The organism is Acinetobacter sp. ABJ-A23_2, from assembly GCF_044538765.1.
Classification (GTDB): domain Bacteria; phylum Pseudomonadota; class Gammaproteobacteria; order Pseudomonadales; family Moraxellaceae; genus Acinetobacter; species Acinetobacter nosocomialis_A.
Genome location: NZ_JBIUCP010000012.1, coordinates 22203 through 43779 on the forward strand (window position 1 = coordinate 22203; position 21577 = coordinate 43779).

17 protein-coding genes and 1 riboswitch are annotated in these 21577 nt (G+C 41.0%); of the genes, 14 read left to right on the forward strand and 3 right to left on the reverse strand.

All coding sequences use genetic code 11. The annotated features are described in order from the left end of the window. The first annotated feature begins 7 nt into the window (after positions 1-7). Positions 8-1855, forward strand: coding sequence for a N,N-dimethylformamidase beta subunit family domain-containing protein (locus tag ACH63V_RS06280; RefSeq protein ID WP_396463011.1), 1848 nt, complete (start codon positions 8-10; stop codon positions 1853-1855). Positions 1856-1927: 72 nt separating this feature from the next. Here the strand turns inward: ACH63V_RS06280 and ACH63V_RS06285 are convergent, their stop codons facing one another. Both ACH63V_RS06285 and ACH63V_RS06290 read right to left on the reverse strand, forming a co-directional pair. Continuing rightward, complete coding sequence (locus ACH63V_RS06285; RefSeq protein ID WP_396463012.1) at positions 1928-4120, reverse strand: TonB-dependent receptor; 2193 nt, start codon at positions 4118-4120, stop codon at positions 1928-1930. Positions 4121-4345: 225 nt separating this feature from the next. Then, positions 4346-4558, reverse strand: coding sequence for a DUF1737 domain-containing protein (locus ACH63V_RS06290; protein ID WP_077163725.1), 213 nt, complete (start codon positions 4556-4558; stop codon positions 4346-4348). Positions 4559-4718: 160 nt separating this feature from the next. On the opposite strand from ACH63V_RS06290, the gene gshB reads away from it, so the two are divergent. From gshB to lpxC, 8 genes are all read left to right on the forward strand, one after another. Further along, positions 4719-5663 carry a glutathione synthase gene (gene gshB, locus ACH63V_RS06295; protein ID WP_396463013.1) on the forward strand — a complete coding sequence of 315 codons (945 nt, stop codon included), beginning with the start codon at positions 4719-4721 and terminating at the stop codon, positions 5661-5663. A 237-nt stretch (positions 5664-5900) separates the two neighbouring features. Continuing rightward, complete coding sequence (murG, locus tag ACH63V_RS06300) at positions 5901-6998, forward strand: undecaprenyldiphospho-muramoylpentapeptide beta-N-acetylglucosaminyltransferase (RefSeq protein ID WP_396463014.1); 1098 nt, start codon at positions 5901-5903, stop codon at positions 6996-6998. 11 nt (positions 6999-7009) lie between these two features. Beyond that, a complete protein-coding gene (gene murC, locus ACH63V_RS06305; protein ID WP_033855553.1) occupies positions 7010-8458 on the forward strand; it encodes a UDP-N-acetylmuramate--L-alanine ligase in 1449 nt (482 codons plus the stop codon). A 37-nt stretch (positions 8459-8495) separates the two neighbouring features. Then, on the forward strand, positions 8496-9422 hold the full coding sequence (locus tag ACH63V_RS06310; protein ID WP_396463015.1) for a D-alanine--D-alanine ligase: 927 nt from the start codon (positions 8496-8498) through the stop codon (positions 9420-9422). 2 nt (positions 9423-9424) lie between these two features. Beyond that, positions 9425-10279, forward strand: coding sequence for a cell division protein FtsQ/DivIB (locus tag ACH63V_RS06315; protein ID WP_002053744.1), 855 nt, complete (start codon positions 9425-9427; stop codon positions 10277-10279). 60 nt (positions 10280-10339) lie between these two features. Beyond that, the gene (gene ftsA / locus ACH63V_RS06320) at positions 10340-11602 is read left to right on the forward strand and encodes a cell division protein FtsA (RefSeq protein ID WP_002053865.1); all 1263 of its coding nucleotides are present in this window, start codon (positions 10340-10342) and stop codon (positions 11600-11602) included. A gap of 164 nt (positions 11603-11766) precedes the next feature. After that, positions 11767-12942, forward strand: a complete 1176-nt coding sequence (gene ftsZ / locus ACH63V_RS06325; protein ID WP_002053783.1) for a cell division protein FtsZ — start codon at positions 11767-11769, stop codon at positions 12940-12942. A 110-nt stretch (positions 12943-13052) separates the two neighbouring features. Further along, on the forward strand, positions 13053-13955 hold the full coding sequence (gene lpxC, locus ACH63V_RS06330; RefSeq protein WP_031982274.1) for a UDP-3-O-acyl-N-acetylglucosamine deacetylase: 903 nt from the start codon (positions 13053-13055) through the stop codon (positions 13953-13955). Between the two features lie 97 nt (positions 13956-14052). On the opposite strand, the gene ACH63V_RS06335 is transcribed toward lpxC, so the two are convergent. Continuing rightward, complete coding sequence (locus tag ACH63V_RS06335) at positions 14053-14493, reverse strand: DUF721 domain-containing protein (protein WP_263614821.1); 441 nt, start codon at positions 14491-14493, stop codon at positions 14053-14055. Between the two features lie 107 nt (positions 14494-14600). Here ACH63V_RS06335 and ACH63V_RS06340 point away from each other — a divergent pair, with 107 nt between their 5' ends. From ACH63V_RS06340 to ACH63V_RS06360, 5 genes are all read left to right on the forward strand, one after another. Continuing rightward, complete coding sequence (locus ACH63V_RS06340) at positions 14601-15293, forward strand: M23 family metallopeptidase (RefSeq protein ID WP_263614820.1); 693 nt, start codon at positions 14601-14603, stop codon at positions 15291-15293. A gap of 251 nt (positions 15294-15544) precedes the next feature. Next, positions 15545-18262: a pyruvate dehydrogenase (acetyl-transferring), homodimeric type gene (aceE, locus tag ACH63V_RS06345; protein ID WP_263614819.1), complete on the forward strand. Its 2718-nt coding sequence runs from the start codon at positions 15545-15547 to the stop codon at positions 18260-18262. Positions 18263-18264: 2 nt separating this feature from the next. Further along, positions 18265-20250 (forward strand): 2-oxo acid dehydrogenase subunit E2, encoded by a 1986-nt coding sequence (locus tag ACH63V_RS06350; RefSeq protein ID WP_396463016.1) that lies wholly within the window; start codon positions 18265-18267, stop codon positions 20248-20250. 149 nt (positions 20251-20399) lie between these two features. Next, a complete protein-coding gene (locus ACH63V_RS06355) occupies positions 20400-20672 on the forward strand; it encodes a hypothetical protein (RefSeq protein ID WP_396463017.1) in 273 nt (90 codons plus the stop codon). A gap of 36 nt (positions 20673-20708) precedes the next feature. After that, positions 20709-20905: riboswitch (yybP-ykoY riboswitch) on the forward strand. A 15-nt stretch (positions 20906-20920) separates the two neighbouring features. Continuing rightward, positions 20921-21496 (forward strand): TMEM165/GDT1 family protein, encoded by a 576-nt coding sequence (locus ACH63V_RS06360; protein WP_004711493.1) that lies wholly within the window; start codon positions 20921-20923, stop codon positions 21494-21496. The last annotated feature ends 81 nt before the right edge of the window (positions 21497-21577 follow it).

The following is a 21577-nucleotide window of genomic DNA, read 5'->3' on the forward strand; positions in this document are numbered from 1 at the left end:
TGGAGATATGGCAGTTTCAGGATATTCATCAGCAACTTCCGCTTTACCAGGAAGTTCAATAAGTTTTTATCTCAGTACTGATTCACCTGGGATAACCAGTTTAACCGTAGAGCGTATAGGAACAACTACAGTATCATCAACACTCTCTACAACTCTTTTTACCCGATCACTTCCTGCAACAAACCCATGGGAAGGATTCGGATGGCCAGTTTCAGTAACGTTTAATATCCCTTCGAATTGGCCTCCTGGGCTATATAGGCTAGCTTATTCGGGACAGGACGTACTTACTTTTGTGATTCGACCAGCCACTCAAGCAGCGGTTTCAAAAGTTCTTTTACAAATCTCGTTTTTAACGCCAACTGCTTATAATGCAGCGGGTGGTAAGAGTTTATATGATTATAATAGTGGTGGGGCGGGAACTCGTGCGAGCAAAGTTTCCTTTAATCGATCAGGTGGCACTCCTGCAAGTAATGGGCCTGAGTCCATACTTATTCGCTGGCTTGAAACAGAAGGGATACCGATCGAATATTGTTCGAGTGTGGACCTTCATAGTATCTCAACTTTGCTCACTAATTATGATTGTTTGATCATTGCAGGACATGATGAATACTGGACGCGAGCAATGAGAGACCAGACAGAGCAATTTATTGCTAATGGTGGTAACGTGATCGTACTCTCTGGGAATACTTGTTATCGAGCTGTAAGGTTAGAACAAGGGAATCGTATGGTTGTTTTCTACAAATATGCTGGTAATGATCCTAATTTAAATGCTTATGATACAACTGTAGCATGGGCAGAGCCGCCATTAAACCGGCCGCAAAATTCATTTCTTGGTAGTGGTTTTGCTGATGGGGCTTATGGTGGAACAGCAACAGCATATACACTTCGGTTTCCAGGACATTGGGTGTTCAACGGTGTTTCCTCGGCAACTACAACTACAGCATTTATGACCTATGAGGTTGATGCTGCGGCTTATGTAGAAGAAGTAGAGGGTTATCCACGTGTTACCGGTGATCAAAATACACCACTGACTACAACTGTACTTGCCTCGGCAGATCTGCGCTCTTGGACTGGCAAACCTGGACGCGCGACAATGAGTATATTTTCTCACAATGGCACAGTTTTTAATGCGGGAACAACAGATTGGTTATCTGTTTTGGGAAGTGATTCTGTTGTAACTACCATCACACGTAACGTATTTGCCCGTCTTAAACAGCGTATAACATGGGACTGGGAGAATATTGGGAGTGCCAATGGTTGTACTGCACTTACAGCATTAAATGGCAAAATTTTTATGGCTACGACCCTAAATAGGCTTTTACAACGCTATCCTATTGGTGCAGACGTGGCTTGGCGTGATATTGCTCAGGCAAATAATGTTATTGCAATGGCCGCTCTTGGGGATACACTTTATTGTGTTACAACCGATAATCAACTTTGGTGGTATCCTGCTTCAGCAGTAGGGCAGTACTGGACTTCAATAGGGACAGGACCTACGGGTGGTACCAAGGCATTAGCTGCTACAGGTGGAATGCTTTACGCAGTTGATAGTGTAGGGGCGCTGTGGAGAACTCCGGCAACGAGAACAACGGCATCATGGACAGCGATGACCGCATTTGTTCAGGATGCAACTGTCAATGCAATGAGTGCTTATGGTGATATCCTGTTCGCTTCGACTACAGATAATCGCTTATTACGTACAAATTCAGACTATATTAGTGAAAGTACTGCTTGGGTATATATTCATCACTGTAATTATTCTGCTGGTCTGGCAGTCGTTGAATCAGTACTCTTTGTTGCTACAACGCAGAATGTTCTTTGGAAAATTGATCTTTATGGGCTACGCCAGCCTTAAGATGACACAAAAACAGTATCTAAAAATAAAAAGGCATACCCCTAAATAGGGGTATGCCTTTTTAATACTTACTTAAAACTGATAATTTAAACGCAATAACACATTACGTGGTGTGCCTGGCATACTGTCCGAACGCCAGTACTCTTTATTGGTTAGGTTATTTACCGCAAGTGTGACATTCCAAGGGTCGGCACTGTAGCCAATCGCTGCATCGACACGGTTAAAGCCTTCCATTTTTACTTGATTATTAATATTTGGATAATACGACCCAACATAAGTCACACCTACCTCGGTATACCACTGCTCGGTTGGTAAATAGCGAACAAATAAATTACCTGTGTTCTTAGATGTGTTTGCTAAATAGTTGCCTTCACGTTCAGGATTTTGTTTGTCTTCTTTTACTTTTGCATCGGTATAGCCATACCCACCGCGAACAAAGACATTATCAAGTACACGGCCAATAAAACTAAATTCGAGACCACGAGATTGATGTTGACCAGCAGTTGCCCATACCTCTGGTTCACTGTCAGGGTTCGGTTTATAGCGAATATTATTTTTACGAATATTAAAGACAGAAAATTGTGTATTTAAACGATTATCTAACCATTCACTTTTTACTCCAACTTCATATTGCTCGTTATATTGAGGCTCTTTATCCATTTTTGTGACATCGGTGTTTCCAGTAACTTGGTTAACACCCATTTGTCCGCCAAATGGTGCAAAACTCTTAGAGTAAGAGGTATAAAAGCTATGCTCTGGAACAGGTTGCCATACTAAACCCACATTTGGACTAAAAGTACTGTCTTTTACATTACGATGATCATTATTAAGTTTATTGGTAGTTGAAAAGTCAAAGTAATCATAACGTAGGCCCATCATGAGTTTAAGTTGGTCATTTAGACCAATTAAATCCTGAACAAATACACCATAAGTGGTACCTTCATTATAGTTATGTTGGCTAATTAAAAGAGGGCCATTACCACGACTATATTCACGTTCACCAGTGATTGGATTAACGTAACCATAAATAGCTGAACCGTTTTGAGTCTTATTGGCTAGGCGTGGTTCTCGTTGTTCATAGGTCCAGTCTGTACCGACCATAATTTGGTGCTCAAGCGAGCCTGTTTTAAACTTGCCCTTAATATCAAATGTATTGGTCGTGGTCTTATTGCTAGTTTGTTGCCAGTAGTAAATTTGATTGATATAGCCTTTTTTTGTTGTACAGGTTTTACCTTTTAAATCTTTACCATCTAACCCACAATAAGTCCCAAAATAAAAATGATCAAAGTTTTGTTCTGCTTGACGGTAACTCGCTGCCCAGTGGAAGTTCCAGTCAGGCGCATATTCATAATTCACATCGGTACGTACCACTTGCAAAATATCATCAACATAATCGCCATCTTGGGCAAATCCTGTTTTGATAGATGTACCTGCAGGTAGATTATCACGCGTTGGCCCACGATCAGGCACACGACCTAATTTGTCATAGGTATATTGTGTGGTCCAAGTGAGTGTTCCATCATCATTTTTATGAGTGAAACTTGGTGAAAACATTTCAATTTTATTTTCAATACCAGAGCGGAAGCTTCCTGACTCACCATATTCTCCAGTCAAACGTACTGCTAAATTGTCATTAATGACTTGATTGATGTCGGCAGTTGTTCCGTAGTTATCATAAGAACCTGCGTACGTACCAACTGAACTTTTAGAGTCAAAATTGGCGAACTTACTCACCATATTCACAACCCCGCCACCAGCACTACGACCATATAAAACCGAAGCGGGGCCTTTTAAAATTTCAATACGTTCAATATTGGCTGTACTACGACGTACTTGTCCGCTTTCACGTATGCCATCGCGGTAAATATCGCCTGTATCAGCACCAAAACCACGAATCGTGATGCCATCACCGCGCATATCGTAACTGGTTGATACGCCAGGGGTGCCTTGCAACATAACGCTTAAATCATTTGATCCATAAATTTTATATTTCTGAACATCAATCGTATCAATGGTTTGAGGAATATCTTTTTTGTCTAAACCGTTACGTGTGACATTGGCTTTGTCATAGTCGATATAGCTTTTAATCGGGTCTAGCTCACTCATGGCCTCAATTTTTATGGTGGGCATGGTAGCCGCCACTTTCGATGATGAGTCAGTCAAGTCTTCTGCATAGGCACCTTGAATATTCAAAATCATTAAACTGAGTAAGCTCAGCGGGAAAAGACGCTTAATTTGGGGAGATGATATAGAAATTCTTAACATAAAAATAAAATCAGTTAACAAAAATCAAAGTATAAATGATAATTATAATCATTTAATTATTTAGAATAAAAGAACTATTGCCTGCAAAATTACATTGATTGTTTTTTAATAATTGATTTTTAAAATATAATTTATTTATTAAAAATTCGATTGAATGAAATGATTAGTTTTATTTATGAATAGGGTTTTGATGAGGGTACTTTATGGCTAAAAGTACCCGGGGAGTTAAGCATTGTTTTTGAGAACATCTAAAATATCCATTTCTGGATCATAATTTTCATCAATTGTTTTGCAAATGGCTTGCCCCACAATCACTTGAGTACCATTAAAAGTCATGGTTGGCGCTTCATATAATTCCCAGCCGTGATTGAGTGCTTTAGTCACTCGTGCGCAAAAGGCAGAGTCATCGGGACCAGTTAAATAGCGATAAAGTTTCATCTTTAGCCTTTAAAAATAATATTTTATGGTCATAGTTTAACTGAATTTATTTAAATTCCAGATCAAGAAATAACAGGTATTGTTTTACTGAAATTAAGAAAAACCAGTGAAAAATCTCAGTTATACTCATGCTAATTTAAATTTTAAGAAGAGCTTGAGCATGCGTGTACTTGTCGTCATGGATCCGATTGAAACCGTAAACCTTAAAAAGGATTCAACCATGGCAATGTTGTGGGCGGCGAGCCGTCGTGGACATGAATTGGGTTATGCATTACAGCAAGATTTATATATCGATCAAGGTAAAGCTTACGGCCTGATCTCTCCTTTAGAGGTCTTTGAAGATTACAGCCATTACTATGAGCTAGGTGAAAAGAAAAAAGAATCTATCGCGGCTTATGATGTTGTGCTCATGCGTAAAGACCCACCATTTGATATGAATTTTGTCTACACGACTTACGTGCTTGAGCAAGCTGAGCGCGAAGGCGCATGGATTATTAACAAGCCTCAATCACTGCGTGATTGCAATGAAAAACTTTTTGCTACGCAGTTTCCAGAGCTACAAGTGCCTACACTTGTGACATCACAGCAAAGTTTAATTCGTGAATTTATTAAAGAACATGGCGATGTAATTGTTAAGCCACTTGATGGTATGGGTGGGATGGGAATTTTCCGTTTATACCAAGATGGTGTAAATATTGGTTCTACCTTAGAAATGCTAACAGAACTAGGCACTCGTCCAATTATGGCACAGCGTTATATTCCTGAAATTGTAGAAGGGGATAAACGCATTCTAATGGTGAATGGTGAGCCTGTTCCTTACTGTCTCGCTCGTATTCCACAAAATGGTGAAGTGCGCGGGAATTTGGCAGCTGGTGGTTTAGGTCAAGCACGTCCGCTTACTGAAAATGATAAGCTGATTGCAGCGAAAATTGGGCCTTTCTTGCGTGAAAAAGGTTTGGTATTTGTTGGACTTGATGTAATTGGTAATTATGTCACTGAAATTAATGTCACCAGCCCAACCTGTATTCGTGAAATTGATGCTCAATTTGGTACTTCAATTGCCGATGATCTATTTGACGTATTAGAAGCTGGTTGTCCTGCATAAATAGCTACTTTAGGTGATTTCCTCTGTTAATAATGGGAAATCACCTAAAAATATATGAATTAATAAAACCACAATATGAAATACGCTAGCGCTTTGTAGGTATATTTTCAAAAAAGCACATCTTTCTGTTATAAACGAGTGAAATTCGCTTTTCGTTAATGAAGCTTTAGGATTAAAATAAACGGCTACAAAAATAGATGACAATTTCCATTGTTTTTTAAGTTGAAGAATTAGACCGTGACAGATTCACAGCAAAGCAAACCTAAACATGTCATGATGATGGCTGCCGGTACTGGTGGACATGTTTTTCCAGCCCTCGCCGTAGCCAAACAACTTCAACAACAAGGTTGTCAGGTTTCATGGTTAGCCACGCCAACAGGTATGGAAAATCGGTTATTAAAAGATCAAAATATTCCAATTTATCAAATTGATATTCAAGGTGTGCGCGGAAATGGAGTCATCCGTAAACTCGCTGCACCTTTGAAAATTTTAAAAGCAACTTTTAGCGCAATGCGCTATATGAAACAGCTTAAAGTTGACGCGGTAGCTGGCTTTGGTGGTTATGTTGCAGGCCCTGGTGGCTTGGCGGCGCGCTTATTAGGTATTCCTGTTCTTATTCATGAACAAAATGCGGTTGCTGGTTTTACCAATGCACAGTTATCACGCGTGGCTAAAGTGGTGTGTGAAGCATTTCCAAATACTTTTCCTGCTAGCGAAAAAGTGGTAACGACTGGAAATCCGGTACGTCGCGAGATCACTGATATCTTAAGCCCAAAGTGGCGTTACGATGAGCGTGAGCAAGCGGGTAAACCCTTAAATATTTTAATTGTAGGCGGTTCTTTAGGTGCAAAAGCACTCAATGAACGTTTACCTCCAGCATTAAAACAACTTCAAGTTCCACTGAATATTTTCCATCAGTGTGGTCAGCAACAAGTTGAGGCAACTCAAGCTTTGTATACAGATGCGCCAGCAAATTTAACTGTACAGGTTTTGCCTTTTATTGAAGATATGGCAAAAGCGTATAGCGAAGCAGATCTGATTATTTGCCGTGCTGGGGCATTAACAGTGACAGAGGTTGCAACTGCTGGTGTTGCAGCAGTTTTTGTACCGCTTCCAATCGCGGTAGATGACCACCAAACTGCAAATGCTAAATTTCTGGCCGATGTCGGCGCTGCAAAAATTTGCCAGCAATCGACCATGACACCAGAAGTTTTAAATCAATTGTTTACCACGTTGATGAACCGCCCATTACTTACAGAAATGGCAGTGAAAGCGCGTCAACATGCCCAACCAAATGCAACTCAGCATGTGGTTGATCTTATTCAAAAAATGTAATCGGATTTACTATGTCTCCAATAACAGCTGCAAACCAAGCAAAAAAATTGATTAAAGTGCCTGAAATGCGCCGTATCAAACACATTCATTTTGTGGGTATTGGCGGAGCAGGTATGTGTGGTATTGCTGAGGTGTTAGCTAACCAAGGATATAAAATTTCCGGTTCAGATATTAAAGCTTCTAAAACTACACAACAATTAGAAGAAAATGGCATTAAAGTCTATATCGGACACGAAGCAGAAAATATTAAAAATGCCAATGTGCTTGTGGTTTCAACTGCAATTGATCCGGAAAATCCGGAAATTAAAGCAGCGATTGAACAACGTACTCCGATTGTACGTCGTGCAGAAATGCTCGGTGAGCTTATGCGTTACCGTCATGGTATCGCGGTAGCAGGTACACATGGCAAAACCACAACAACGAGTTTGTTAACCACTATGTTGGCTGAAGAAAACCTTGACCCAACTTATGTGATCGGTGGTTTACTTAACAGTACTGGTGTAAATGCCGCTCTTGGTGAAAGCCGTTTTATTGTTGCTGAAGCTGACGAATCAGATGCATCTTTCCTTTATTTACAGCCAATGGCAGCGATTGTAACCAACATCGATGCTGACCATATGGACACTTATGAAGGTAGCTTTGATAAATTAAAAGATACGTTTGTACAATTCCTACATAACTTACCGTTTTATGGTTTAGCGGTAGTTTGTGGTGATGATGCAAACGTTCGTGAGATTTTGCCGCGTGTAGGCCGTCCGGTTATTACCTATGGTTTTAACGAAGATAATGACATTCGTGCGATTGATGTAGAGCAAGATGGCATGCGTTCGCACTTTACGGTGTTACGTAAGGGCCGTGAACCGTTACGTCTAACGATTAATCAGCCTGGTTTACATAATGTTTTAAATGCTTTGGCTGCAATTGGTGTTGCTACTGATGAAGGCGTTTCAGATGAAGCAATTAGCCGTGCATTAAAAGGCTTTAGTGGTGTTGGACGTCGTTTCCAAGTACAAGGTGAATTTGAGCTTGGTGAAGGTAATGTGAAATTAGTTGATGACTATGGACACCACCCGAAAGAAGTGGAAGCTACAATTAAAGCTGCTCGTCAGAGTCACCCTGACCGTCGTTTAGTAATGCTTTTCCAACCACACCGTTACTCTCGTACTCGTGATTGTTTTGATGACTTTATTGAAGTTTTATCTCAAGTCGACCAATTATTATTACTAGAAGTTTATCCGGCTGGGGAAAAACCAATTGTTGGTGCAGATAGCCGTACTTTGGCGCGTAGTATTCGTTTGCGTGGTCAGGTGGAGCCGATTTTGATTGATCCGGTTGACGGTAATTTGCAAAACATCATGCAAAATGTGTTACAACCAAATGACTTGTTATTAACGCAAGGTGCAGGTAACGTGGGAGCAATTTCAGTAGAACTTGCACAGCATCATTTGTATGTGAAATAAACAAAAAATATTGAATTATCGGGTTAAGGATTTAAACGTGTCAAATGCTACAAAATTCGGCAAAGTTGCTGTGTTACTTGGTGGAAAATCGGCTGAGCGTGCTGTGTCTTTAGATAGTGGTCAGGCAGTTCTGGACGCTTTGTTACGTTCAGGTGTTCAGGCTGAGGCATTTGATCCGCAAGACCGTAGCATAACTGAACTTGTAAATTACGACCGCGCATTCATTGTTTTGCATGGTCGTGGTGGTGAAGACGGTCAAATCCAAGGCGCACTTGAGTGGTTAAACATTCCTTATACAGGAACAGGTGTGCAAGGTTCTGCAATTGGTATGGACAAGGTCAAAACCAAACAAATTTGGCAAGGCAGTGACTTACCAACAGCACCGTATCGCATTATTACTAAAGAGACTGACCTAGATTCAGTCATTGCTGAATTAGGTTTACCTGTCATTATCAAGCCTGTACATGAAGGTTCAAGTGTAGGCATGAGTAAGGTTGAGAAAGCTGAAGATTTTGCAGCAGCAATTGAAAAAGCAACTCAGCACGATGCTGTAGTGATGGCAGAAAAATGGATTACGGGTCGTGAATTTACGATTTCATTCTTAAATGGTCAGCCTTTACCTGTTATTCGTTTGCAGCCACCAGCAGATGTTGCTTTCTATGATTATGAAGCAAAATATCAACGTAATGATGTCGAATATGGTATTCCTTGCGGTCTTAGTGAAACCGAAGAGAAAAACTTACAAGCCTTATGTTTACGTGCTTTCCAAGCCGTAGGTGCAGAAGGTTGGGGCCGTATTGATGCAATGCAGGATGAGCAAGGTAATTTCTGGCTTTTAGAAGTAAATACCGTACCAGGTATGACCAGCCACTCGCTTGTGCCAAAAGCAGCTAAAGCTGTGGGTTATAGTTTTGATGAATTGTGTGTTGCAATTCTTGAGCAAACATTGGAAGGTACGGCTTAAATATGGCACAACTTCCGGCTTCCATGCGCCGTAAACGTGCGGCGATTACCTCCATTCATGAAAAACCGCCTACGCGCAAGCAAAAGCTTGCCAATGCTGGCGGATGGGTGTTGCTGGTTATTGCCTTTTTAGTCTTGGCAGCCGGAATTTACGGTCTATATAAAGTTATTACTGATGCAACTGTCGCAAAACTTGAAGTGGTAGGTTCAACAACTCCGGTTGAGAATCAGCAAGTGATGCGATATGTGCAACCGATTGTAAAAGATAATTATTTTACGTCTGACTTAGAGCAGATTCGTGATAAAGCATTAGAAATTTCATGGGTAGACCGAGTTGTCGTATCTCGTGCCTGGCCAAATGGTATTCGTGTTCGTGTGATGCCTCGACATGCGATCGCCCGTTGGGGAACAGGTCGCTTATTAAGCGATGGTGGTGACGTATTTAGTGAGGCAGAACCGAGACTTCATCCTGAGCTTCCGCTGCTACATGGTCCGGTAAGCCAGTCTAAAATGATGATGCGACGCTATAATGAAATTAATCAGTTATTCCATCCTGTTAATTTACGTTTAAAAGAGTTATATCTAACAGAGCGAATGACTTGGTTTATGCAGTTTGACTCTGGTTTACGAATTATTGTTGACCAAGACCAAACAATGAATAAATTGCAACGTTTAAGTCACTTGGCACAATCTGACCTAAAACCTGTGTGGACGAAAATCTCAGCCATTGATTTGCGATATCGTAATGGATTATCTATTCAATGGAAGAATGCAACCCCACCTAAAATTGTGAATGGTCAGTTTGTTGTAACGAGTGATGACACAAGCATTGCAGGTGGTGCAAAAGCAAAGCCATAATACGTGGCTTTAAAATAGGCAATTTGCCTGGTATTAGACAACAAAGAAATGGTATGAGTGATGAGTGAAGCTGTTCCCTCAGTTGTTGCGATTGACATTGGGACGCATAAAGTTTCAGTTTTGATTGGAAAAATTCATGCGCCGGATAACATTCAGGTTATCGGTATGGCAACTGCTCGCAATCGAGGCATGAACAAAGGAAAAATTGTAAGTCTCGATAAAGTCATTGCTGCGATTAAAAACGCCGTTGCTGAAGCGGAAAATATGGCCGAATGTCGCATTCATAGTGCGTGGGTATCTATTCCGAGTACCGAGCTGCAAAGTTTCTATGCTTCTGGACGCACACCTGTTGCTAATCCAGCACATGTGATTACAACCAATGAAGTTGTACGTGCATTAGAATTAGCAAAAGCAAGCCATGTGACTTCTGATTACTATTTAGCAAGTGCTGTCCCGTTAGGGTTTGAGTTAGGCGACTCTGCTGAATGGGTTCAAAACCCAATCAATATGACCGCTCATAGCATGACTGGCCACTATCAACTCATGATGATGCCGATTGCCACTATGCAAAACCTTGATCGTGCCATGAAAGGTGCGAACATTGGTGTAGAGAAAATGGTGGTCTCTTGCTTAGCTACGGCTGAAGCAAGTTTGCTGAAAGATGAAAAAGAATATGGCGTTTGTCTTGTTGATATTGGTGCAGGTATTACCAACCTGGCAGTTTATTTAGATGGCCGTTTGGCTTTAGCACGTACATTACAGCGTGGTGGTGAACATGTGACACGTGACATTGCTGCTGTGTTGCAAACAACCACTGAAGAAGCTGAACGCATTAAAATTCTGCATGGCTGTGTTGATCTAAGTGCTGTTAAGCCTGACCATATGATTCAGGTACAGGGTATTGATGGACCTCAAACGATTAGTCGTATTGAGTTATCAGAAATTATTATTGCGCGTTATGAAGAGATTTTCAGCCAAATTCGCGAAGAACTCGAACAAAGCGGTGCAATCCATGGCCTATATCATGGCGTTGTATTGACAGGTGATGCTTGCCAGATTGAAGGTATGGTGAGTTTAGCGCGTCGTATGCTAGGTGTGTCTGCTCATTTAGGTAATCCACCGTTACAGGTGTATGCTGATGATCAGCATCAAGCTGCATTACGCCGATCAATGTATGCGACAGCAGCTGGTTTGCTTATGTTTAGCCAAAGCGAATTACAAGAAGCTGTTGAGGAACCTGAAGAGGGAAATGACCGTTCGGTATGGGAACGAATGGTGAATGGCTGGAATGCGTTTAATAGCAAACTTAAAGCCATTTTTTAGGATGTATGGATTTATTGGTAGAATTGTTAGGAAGTTGTAAGAGAAAACCACTGTACTTGACAAGGTTTGTATTGCACAGCATTCTTAAAATTAGTTATTTTTGAAAATCAAGGCAGTATACGGGCTGAAGTGACTGCCATAATGTATTAGGAACCCTAAAGGTCATGGCCTCATTTGAATTTATAGAAGATGAACTAAACGATGGCAACGGTCAAGCCCGTTTCACTGTATTTGGTGTAGGTGGCGGTGGCGGTAATGCCGTTCAGCACATGGTACAGTCTGATATTCAGGGTGTTAAATTCGTTTGTGCCAATACAGATAAACAAGCACTTGACTGTATGAATGCCCCTTTCAAAATTCAGTTAGGTGAGCAAAGTACGCGTGGTCTTGGTGCTGGTGCTAACCCTGAAGTAGGTCAGGTTGCCGCAGAAGAAAGCCGTGAAATTATTCGTCAGCACCTTGAAGGAACTGACATGGTATTTGTAACCGCTGGTATGGGTGGTGGTACAGGTACTGGTGCTGCTCCGGTTGTTGCCGAAGTTGCTAAAGAAATGGGGATTTTGACTGTTGGTGTTGTAACAACTCCATTTAACTTTGAAGGTCGTCGTCGTCAAAAATCTGCTGAGCGTGGTATTGAAGCGCTTGAAGCACATGTTGATTCATTGATTATTATTCCTAACCAACGTTTATTAAGCGTGTATGGTGATATTTCAATGAAAGATGCCTATAAAAAGGCAGATGATGTATTGTTAAACGCTGTACGTAGTATCTTTGACCTTGTTGTTAACCGTGGTCACATTAACCTTGACTTCGCCGATTTGAAAACTGCAATGAGTACTCGTGGTTATGCAATGATGGGTGCTGGTTTAGGCCGTGGTGAAGACCGTGCGCGTCAAGCTGCTGAACAGGCAATCCGTAGTCCACTACTTGATAATGTGAATATTATTAATGCGAAAGGCGTATTAATTAACATTACAGGTGGTGATGACATCACGTTACGTGAAACTGAAATCATTACTGATGTGGTTAACCAAATTGTTGACCTTGATGAAGGTGAGATCTTCTACGGTACGGTATTTGACCCAGATGCGCGTGATGAATTACGTGTAACTGTTATAGCTACTGGTTTAACACGTAATGCAGCTGATGCAGAACCAAGAAAGCGTAATACAGTAAGCCATACTGCAACTCAATCTGCACAATCTGTAGATGAAGATGATGTTCCTGCAATTAATAAACGTCAAAATGCTGAAAATGATGTAAATAATGCACCAAGTTCATCACCGCGTTCTTCGCCAATGAGTATTCAAGATTACTTGAAAAATCAGCAACGTAAGTAATTTAGCGTCCAATCTATTAAAAGGCAGTGTATAAACACTGCCTTTTTTTATTTTTGATCAATGACTAAATATGCTAACGTATAGCGGTTTTAAAAAAGAAGTTACAAAGCATGGTGAAACAACGTACTCTCAATCGTGTGGTAAAAGCGAGTGGAATAGGTCTTCATAGCGGTCAAAAAGTGATGATCAATTTCATTCCACATACCGTGGATGGAGGTATTGTATTTCGCCGTATCGATTTGGATCCACCAGTCGATATTCCTGCTAATGCATTGCTCATTCAAGAAGCATTTATGTGCTCAAACCTTGTCACTGGTGATATTAAGGTCGGGACAATTGAGCATGTAATGAGTGCGATTGCGGGTTTAGGTATTGATAATTTAATCGTAGAAGTGTCTGCATCTGAAGTTCCAATTATGGACGGTAGTGCTGGACCATTTATTTACTTGCTCATGCAAGGCGGCCTGCGTGAACAAGATGCCCCGAAAAAATTTATAAGAATATTAAAGCCAGTTGAAGCTTTAATTGATGATAAAAAAGCAATTTTTAGACCACATAATGGTTTTCAACTTAACTTTACGATTGATTTCGATCATCCTGCCTTTGCAAAAGAATATCAGTCTGCGACTATCGATTTTTCGACCGAAACGTTTGTGTATGAGGTCAGTGAAGCACGAACTTTTGGCTTTATGAAAGACTTAGATTACCTCAAAGCAAATAATTTGGCTTTAGGTGCAAGTCTGGATAATGCCATTGGTGTAGATGACACAGGGGTTGTGAACGAAGAAGGTTTGCGATTTGCTGATGAGTTTGTCCGACACAAAATTTTAGATGCAGTAGGTGATTTGTATTTACTTGGTCATCAAATTATTGCCAAGTTTGATGGTTATAAGTCAGGACATGCTTTAAATAATCAGCTATTACGCAATGTTCAAAGTGATCCGAGTAATTATGAAATTGTAACATTTAATGACGAGAAAGACTGTCCAATTCCATACGTGAGTGTGACATAAGTCATTGTCTTTATTTGGCTACGTTATAATGTAACAATAAAAATTGTGATTTTAGTCACATAATAAAAACGATTCTAATTAAGGAATAGAAAGCTCATCATTTTTTATTGCTTGCCAAACGTAGTAAAGCTTGGCTAAGCTTAGGGTCGCTCACGAAGTCGGCAGCACTACGTAACATTTCTTGTGTTTCCGGGGGGATGGATTTAGAAGGCTCAGATGGGGGCGCTGTAGAAATAGTTTTATTTCTTAGGCGAACTTGAATTCTTTGTAGGTCTTTTAATCCTTCAAGTTGAGATAATTTAGATATATATTGGCTCTGTAAATAGCTGAGTTGACTAATCATTGCCTGATTTTCACCAGTAATAATTAAAGTGCCATTTTGATAACACACGACCTGCCATTGTTCCGGTTGGGGCAATAAGGGTTGGATTATTTTCGTAAGTCTTTGCCATTGCGCGACTTGCGTTGTTAGAAACGTAAGGTTTCCTGTTTTTATGTGTTTTCCGGATTGTTGAAAAACGTTATCGGGTTTAGACATTGATCGTTCTCGAATGGTTTCTTGTCCTAATCTTAAGCGTTCATTTCAACCGATATCAAGGAAGAGATCATAAGGAACTTGAGTAAGAACAGTTTCAAGAGGTTTTTATGCATACGCGTCGTATTTTATTAGCGTTTTCACTTGCCGCTTCGGCAGCATCGGTTGCTTTTGCAGATTATCAAAATATTAACCAATCTACTGACTCAGATCGATTGGAACAGTTATCAAAAACATTATCTCAAGGTTCATATACGCATCCTGATGATTTAGATCTTCCGGCAAGTGCTAAAGTTTCAGTCACTTTACGCCCAAAAACAGTTGAGCTCAACAATGACTCACTGGCAAAAAAATATGGTCATACGACCGCTAAAAGCTCTTTCAATGCCTCTTCTTCAAATCCTTATTCTTGGCTAGTTTCTCATCCTCTTCCTGATAGCGTACGTGTTTCTTCTAACTTTGGTGGCCGTACCATGGGTGGTCGTGCAGAGCATCACGGTGGTTTGGATATGTCTGCGCCAAGTGGTACACCAATCTATGCAACAGGCCCTGGTATTGTAACTAAATCAGGTTGGGGTACAGGTTATGGCCAATATGTTGAAATCAACCATGGTAATGGTTATTTAACACGCTATGCACATGCTTCACGTTTAATGGTTCGTGTGGGTGATCAGGTTTCTGCTGGTGACCATATTGCTAATGTGGGTTGTACAGGTCGTTGTACTGGACCCCATTTACACTATGAAGTAGTTAAAGATGGTCAACGTAAGAATCCATCAACTTACTTAGCAATGTTGCCTTAATTGCATTTCTTAAAAGATCAAGGTTATTGAATTTGTGAATCTGAAAATGAATATAAACCTTTCTTAACGCAATGATCGTATAAAAAAACGCCAATATTGGCGTTTTTTTGTTATTTTGACTCATGCTCGGTCAATGACTATTCATTCAGAAAATAATAGAGCCCCCTCACATTCACCCGTGGCAATAACTTGAGAGGGGCAAAACGTGGTAAAAATACAAAGTAGATTAGAGAACAAGGAACAGGTGAATTATGGCGTTTTACGGTGACTCCGACGCACAAGAAACCCAAGAATGGCAAGATGCATTCGATTCAGTTTTACAACATATGGGAACTGAGCGAGCGGCATTCTTGTTGGAAAAACTTTACCAACAAGCAATTGCTAAGCATGTTCCAATTCAACGTCTCAATACACCTTACTTAAATACAATTTCTGTTGAAGAACAACCTGCAATGCCAGGCGACCAAGATATGGAACGCCGTATTCGTGCATTGATTCGTTGGAATGCCTTAGCAATGGTACTTCGTGCGAATAAAACAGGTGATGATTTAGGTGGTCACTTGGCGAGTTTCGCATCAAGTGCAACATTATATGACGTAGGTTTTAACCATTTCTTCCGCGCAAACAGTGATAACTTTGGCGGAGATATGATTTATTACCAAGGACACTGTGCTCCTGGTATTTATGCACGTTCATTCCTCGAAGGACGTTTAACTGAAGAACAGTTAAGTAATTTCCGCCGTGAAGTTGGCGGTAACGGTTTACCAAGCTATCCACATCCATATTTAATGCCGGACTATTGGCAATTCCCAACTGTATCAATGGGTCTTGGTCCAATCATGTCGATTTATCAAGCACACATTCAAAAATATTTGATGAACCGTGGCTTGATCAAAGAAGAAGATCGTAAAGTCTGGGCATATCTCGGCGATGGTGAAATGGATGAGCCAGAAAGTACTGGTGCAATTTCACTTGCTGGTCGTGAAAAGCTAGATAACCTCATTTGGGTAGTTAACTGTAACTTACAGCGTCTAGATGGTCCTGTACGTGGTAACGGTAAAATTATTCAAGAATTAGAATCTTTATTCCGTGGGGCGGGCTGGCGTGTCATTAAAGTGGTATGGGGCCGTCATTGGGATCCACTACTTGCAAAAGACAGCACAGGCGCTTTAAAAGCGGTAATGGAAGAAACTGTTGATGGTGAGTACCAACGCTATCAAGTAAAAGGTGGTGCATATACACGTGAGAAATTCTTTGGCAAGTACCCGGAAGCTGCGGAACTTGTAAAAGATTTAAGCGATGAAGACATCGATAATCTCAACCGTGGTGGTCATGACCCGTACAAGGTTTTTGCTGCATATGCAGAAGCAATGAAAGCTAAAGGTCAACCAACAGTTATTCTTGCGAAAACTGTTAAAGGTTACGGTTTGTCTGAAGAAATTGAAGCGGTGAATAAAACTCACCAAATCAAGAAAATGCAGATTGACTCTTTGAAATATGTACGTGACCGTTTTAACCTGCCATTTACAGATGATAAGTTAGAAGAGCTCCCATTCTACCGCCCAAGTGAAAACTCTCCAGAAATGAAGTACATGAAGGCGCGTCGTGAAGCATTAGGTGGTTACCTACCTGCACGTCGTCGTGAGAGTGAAACTTTAGCGATTCCTGAATTATCTGTATTTGATGCTGTATTAAACGGTTCAGGTGGTAAAGAACAATCTACTACGATGGTAATGGTGCGTTTAATTGCAGCTTTACTTAAAGAAAAAGCAATTAAAGATCGCGTAGTGCCAATCGTTCCAGATGAAGCACGTACTTTCGGTTTAGAAGGTATGTTCCGTCAGCTTGGTATTTATGCTGCTCACGGTCAAAAATATACTCCAGAAGACCAAGAACAGTTAATGCATTACCGTGAAGCAAGTGACGGTCACATGCTTCAAGAAGGGATTAACGAAGCTGGTGCGATGAGTGCATGGGCTGCGTTAGCGACAAGTTATTCAACGAATAACTTGCCAATGATTCCAATGTACATGTACTACTCAATGTTTGGTTTCCAACGTATTGGTGACATTGCATGGGCAGCTGGTGATGCGCAAGCTCAAGGTTTCTTGTTAGGTGCAACTGCTGGTCGTACAACGTTGAATGGTGAAGGTCTACAGCACCAAGATGGTCATTCACATATCTTGGCGAACACGATTCCAAACTGCGTATCTTACGATCCATGTTTTGGCTATGAGTTAGCTGTAATCGTACATGACGGTTTAAAACGTATGTATGTAAACCAAGAACGTGTGTTCTATTACTTAACAGTAATGAACGAGAACTACGAGCATCCTGCAATGCCAGAAGGCGCTGAGGAAGGCATTAAACGTGGTATGTACTTGTTCGAAAAAGATGAAAAAGCAACTGTTCAATTACTTGGTTCAGGTGTAATTCTTCGTGAAGTGATTAAAGCTGCGAAAATCTTACGTGATGAATACCAAATCCATTCAAACGTTTGGAGTGTAACAAGCTTCAATGAGTTGTCTCGTGATGGTATGGCATGTGAAGAATACAACCGCCTACACCCACTTGCTGAAGAAGTGAAAGAATCTTGGGTATCTAAGCAGTTACGTGGTACAGAAGGTATCGTAGTTTCTGCTACAGACCATATGCGTGCTTATAGCGAACAAATTCGTGCGTACCTTCCAGATGGTCGTCCATTTGTTGCATTGGGTACAGATGGTTATGGCCGTTCAGATACACGTGCGAACTTACGTAGTTTCTTTGGTGTTGATGCTGCACATATCGTTGTTGCTACGTTGAAAAAACTAGCTGACGAAGGTGAAGTAGATGCACGTTTAGTGAAAGATGCAATTTCTAACTTTGAGTTAGATACTGACCGTCCGGTTGCATGGGCTCCACAAGCACATCCGGAAGTTCAGCCAGTTGCTGAATACAATGAAACGCAAACAGGTGAGGGGAACTAAGCATGCAAATTAAGACCCCTGATATTGGTGTAGATAAAGCAAACGTCGCTGAAATTTTAGTAAAAGTTGGCGACCGCGTTGAAGTTGACGACAGTATCGTTGTGCTTGAGTCTGATAAAGCAACTGTTGAAGTGCCTAGCACTTCAGCAGGTGTGGTAAAAAGCATCTTGATTAACCAAGGTGATGATGTAACTGAAGGTGTTGCTTTGATTGAGATCGAAGCAGAAGGTGCAGCACAAGCAGCACCAGAGCCAACACCGGCTCCTGCGGCTGAAAAACCAGCTGCTCCAGCACCTGCACAACAAACTCAAGCTTCAGCTCAACCAGCTGCCGCTACATCAACTGCAACAGTTGACGTGACTGTACCTGACATCGGCGTTGAGAAAGCATTGGTTGGTGAAATCCTCGTTAAAGTGGGTGACCAAATTGATGTTGAACAAAGTATTGTTGTTGTAGAGTCAGATAAGGCGACTGTAGAAGTTCCAAGCAGTGTTGCTGGTACTGTAGAAAGTATTCAAGTGAAAGAAGGCGATACCGTTAAAGAAGGTGTTGTTCTTATTCAAGTGAAAACGACGTCTGCATCAAGTGCGCAAGCAGAAGCTTCTGCTTCTACAGCAGCTCCAGCTGCGGCCGCTGAACCAGTTGCTGCAAAGCAAGAAACTGTAGCGGCCGCTGCTACTCAATCTGGTCCAGTTGATATCAATGTTCCTGACTTAGGTGTAGATAAAGCAGTTGTTGCTGAAATCTTAGTACAAGTTGGCGATAAAGTTGATGTAGACCAAAGCCTTGTTGTGGTTGAATCTGATAAAGCAACGGTAGAAGTTCCAAGTACTGTTGCCGGTGTTGTAAAAGCAATTCACTTACAAGCAGGCCAACAGGTTTCCCAAGGCGTATTACTTGCAACAATTGAAGCTGAAGGTCAAGCACCTGCAGCAGCTCCAGCGGCAAAAGCAGAAGCTGCACCGGCTCCACAGACAGCAGAACCTAAAGCGGCAGCTCCTGCTGCGACTCAGTCTGCACCTGTAGCATCAACATCTGGTGTTGATAAGTTAACAAAAGAGCAAGAAGCTGAAAATGCTAAAGTATATGCAGGCCCTGCTGTTCGTAAGCTGGCTCGTGAACTTGGCGTGATTTTGTCACAAGTTAAAACTTCTGGTGAGCATGGCCGTGTTGTTAAAGAAGATATCTTTGCTTATGTGAAGAGTCGTTTAACTGCACCGCAAGCGGCGGCGCCAGTTGCTGCGGCTGCACCAGCGGTTTCAGGTTTGCCAAAGCTTCCTGACTTTACTGCATTTGGTGGCGTGGAAGAAAAAGTACTGACGCGTTTGCAGCAAGTATCAATTCCGCAATTGTCGCTGAACAATTTTATTCCGCAAGTCACCCAGTTTGATTTGGCTGATATTACTGAGTTAGAAGATTGGCGTAATGAACTGAAAGGCAACTTCAAAAAAGAAGGTATCAGCCTGACGATTATGGCATTCATTATCAAAGCGGTTGCGCATTTGTTGAAAGAAGAGCGTGAGTTCGCAGGTCATCTATCTGATGACGGTAAATCAGTGCTCTTGCGCAATGAAATCCATATGGGAATTGCAGTAGCAACACCTGATGGTTTAACTGTGCCAGTACTTCGTAACCCAGACCAAAAATCAATTAAGCAAATTGCAGTTGAATTGGGTGTGTTAGGTCAAAAAGCGCGTGATAAGAAATTATCACCGAAAGACTTGCAAGGTGCGAATTTCACCATTTCAAGCTTAGGTGCAATAGGTGGCACAGCATTTACACCTCTTGTGAACTGGCCACAAGTTGCAATTTTAGGTATTTCACCTGCAACAATGCAGCCAGTATGGAATGGTAAAGACTTTGATCCGCGCTTAATGTTGCCGTTGTCATTGTCTTATGACCACCGTGTAATTAATGGTGCAGATGCAGCTCGCTTTACAAATAAACTTACGAAGCTTCTTAAAGATATTCGTACTTTATTAATCTAATGCTTTGAAATAATTGACTAAAACCTCGCTTCGGCGGGGTTTTGTTTTTGATATCTCTTTAATTAAATTTTGGGTTAATCTACAGGCTAAGCAAGGCTTATTGAGCGTGAGGAGAAATTTCTCGTTATCAGGTAAAGGAGAAATAGTAAATGTTGGGTTTCCTGAAAATTATGTTGCCCTTACTGTTGATTGTATTTTTATTGATGGGAGTATGGGTCAGTATTTTACACTTCCCGTGGGAATGGATGACTTATGTGGTGATGGGTTTTGAGGTGTTTGTCGCTACTTTGATTTTGCCCTTTGAATATCAGGCTGGAACGAGCAGTAGCCATATTGGTTTCATTCATATAAGTGCTTATTTTGCAGTGTTATTAGGTCTTGCGCGTTTATTGGTGTGGGCGTGGGTAAAATTTGTTGCATGAATGTTTGAAAAATAGAGTGACTTGAATATAATAAACGCATACTTCATTGGGGAGTAGCCGCTATTCACAGCAAATGTGAATAGGTGATGGTCAACATAATTGTTCAACAGAACATGGTCATCATAGCTTAAACGTCTCATCGTTCCTGAGTTGGCAAGACCTTTGATTTACCACTCTGCAATCATTTTATGATATTTGGCTAGCAGGAGGGGTAGGTCATAGGCATTTATGCTAGCCAGAGAACCGACATGCAAGAATTTCTGATTTCTACCTCGATTGTTGCCCTCGCTGAAATGGGTGATAAAACTCAATTGTTGGCACTTTTACTATCTGCGCGTTTCCGTAAGCCAATTCCTATTCTCATTGCGATTCTTTTAGCAACACTCATTAACCATGGTATTTCTGCTGTGCTTGGGCAGTGGATTACGACCGTGCTCAGTCCTGAAATTTTAGTTTGGGTACTTGCTGTTGGTTTCATTGGTATGGCGTTCTGGATGCTTATTCCAGATAAGCTTGATGATGAGACTGATAGTATTAATAAATGGCAAAAATTTGGTGTTTTTGGTGCAACCTTTATTTTATTTTTCTTAGCAGAAATTGGTGATAAAACCCAAATTGCAACTGTCGCTTTAGCGGCACGCTATGACAGCATTTTCTGGGTGATGCTGGGTACAACACTAGGGATGATGATCGCGAATGCACCAGCTGTATTTATTGGTAATAAATTGGCTGAACGTTTATCTATCTCGCTCATTCATAAAATTGGTGCAGCTATTTTCTTTATCGTAGGTGTTTCTACGTTAGTACAACATTATTTCTTCTAAAATACTTTTCGCTTTATATAAAAACGCATTCATTAAGAGTGCGTTTTTTATTGAGTGTTTAAGTAGTTAAACTTCACGATA

Coding starts and splice junctions, on each gene's coding strand:
- ACH63V_RS06280 (WP_396463011.1), top strand. CDS start 8: ATGGCAGTTTCAGGATATTCATCAGCAACTTCCGCTTTACCAGGAAGT.
- ACH63V_RS06285 (WP_396463012.1), bottom strand. CDS start 4,120: ATGTTAAGAATTTCTATATCATCTCCCCAAATTAAGCGTCTTTTCCCG.
- ACH63V_RS06290 (WP_077163725.1), bottom strand. CDS start 4,558: ATGAAACTTTATCGCTATTTAACTGGTCCCGATGACTCTGCCTTTTGC.
- gshB (WP_396463013.1), top strand. CDS start 4,719: ATGCGTGTACTTGTCGTCATGGATCCGATTGAAACCGTAAACCTTAAA.
- murC (WP_033855553.1), top strand. CDS start 7,010: ATGTCTCCAATAACAGCTGCAAACCAAGCAAAAAAATTGATTAAAGTG.
- ACH63V_RS06315 (WP_002053744.1), top strand. CDS start 9,425: ATGGCACAACTTCCGGCTTCCATGCGCCGTAAACGTGCGGCGATTACC.
- ftsA (WP_002053865.1), top strand. CDS start 10,340: ATGAGTGAAGCTGTTCCCTCAGTTGTTGCGATTGACATTGGGACGCAT.
- ftsZ (WP_002053783.1), top strand. CDS start 11,767: ATGGCCTCATTTGAATTTATAGAAGATGAACTAAACGATGGCAACGGT.
- lpxC (WP_031982274.1), top strand. CDS start 13,053: ATGGTGAAACAACGTACTCTCAATCGTGTGGTAAAAGCGAGTGGAATA.
- ACH63V_RS06335 (WP_263614821.1), bottom strand. CDS start 14,493: ATGTCTAAACCCGATAACGTTTTTCAACAATCCGGAAAACACATAAAA.
- ACH63V_RS06340 (WP_263614820.1), top strand. CDS start 14,601: ATGCATACGCGTCGTATTTTATTAGCGTTTTCACTTGCCGCTTCGGCA.
- aceE (WP_263614819.1), top strand. CDS start 15,545: ATGGCGTTTTACGGTGACTCCGACGCACAAGAAACCCAAGAATGGCAA.
- ACH63V_RS06350 (WP_396463016.1), top strand. CDS start 18,265: ATGCAAATTAAGACCCCTGATATTGGTGTAGATAAAGCAAACGTCGCT.
- ACH63V_RS06355 (WP_396463017.1), top strand. CDS start 20,400: ATGTTGGGTTTCCTGAAAATTATGTTGCCCTTACTGTTGATTGTATTT.
- ACH63V_RS06360 (WP_004711493.1), top strand. CDS start 20,921: ATGCAAGAATTTCTGATTTCTACCTCGATTGTTGCCCTCGCTGAAATG.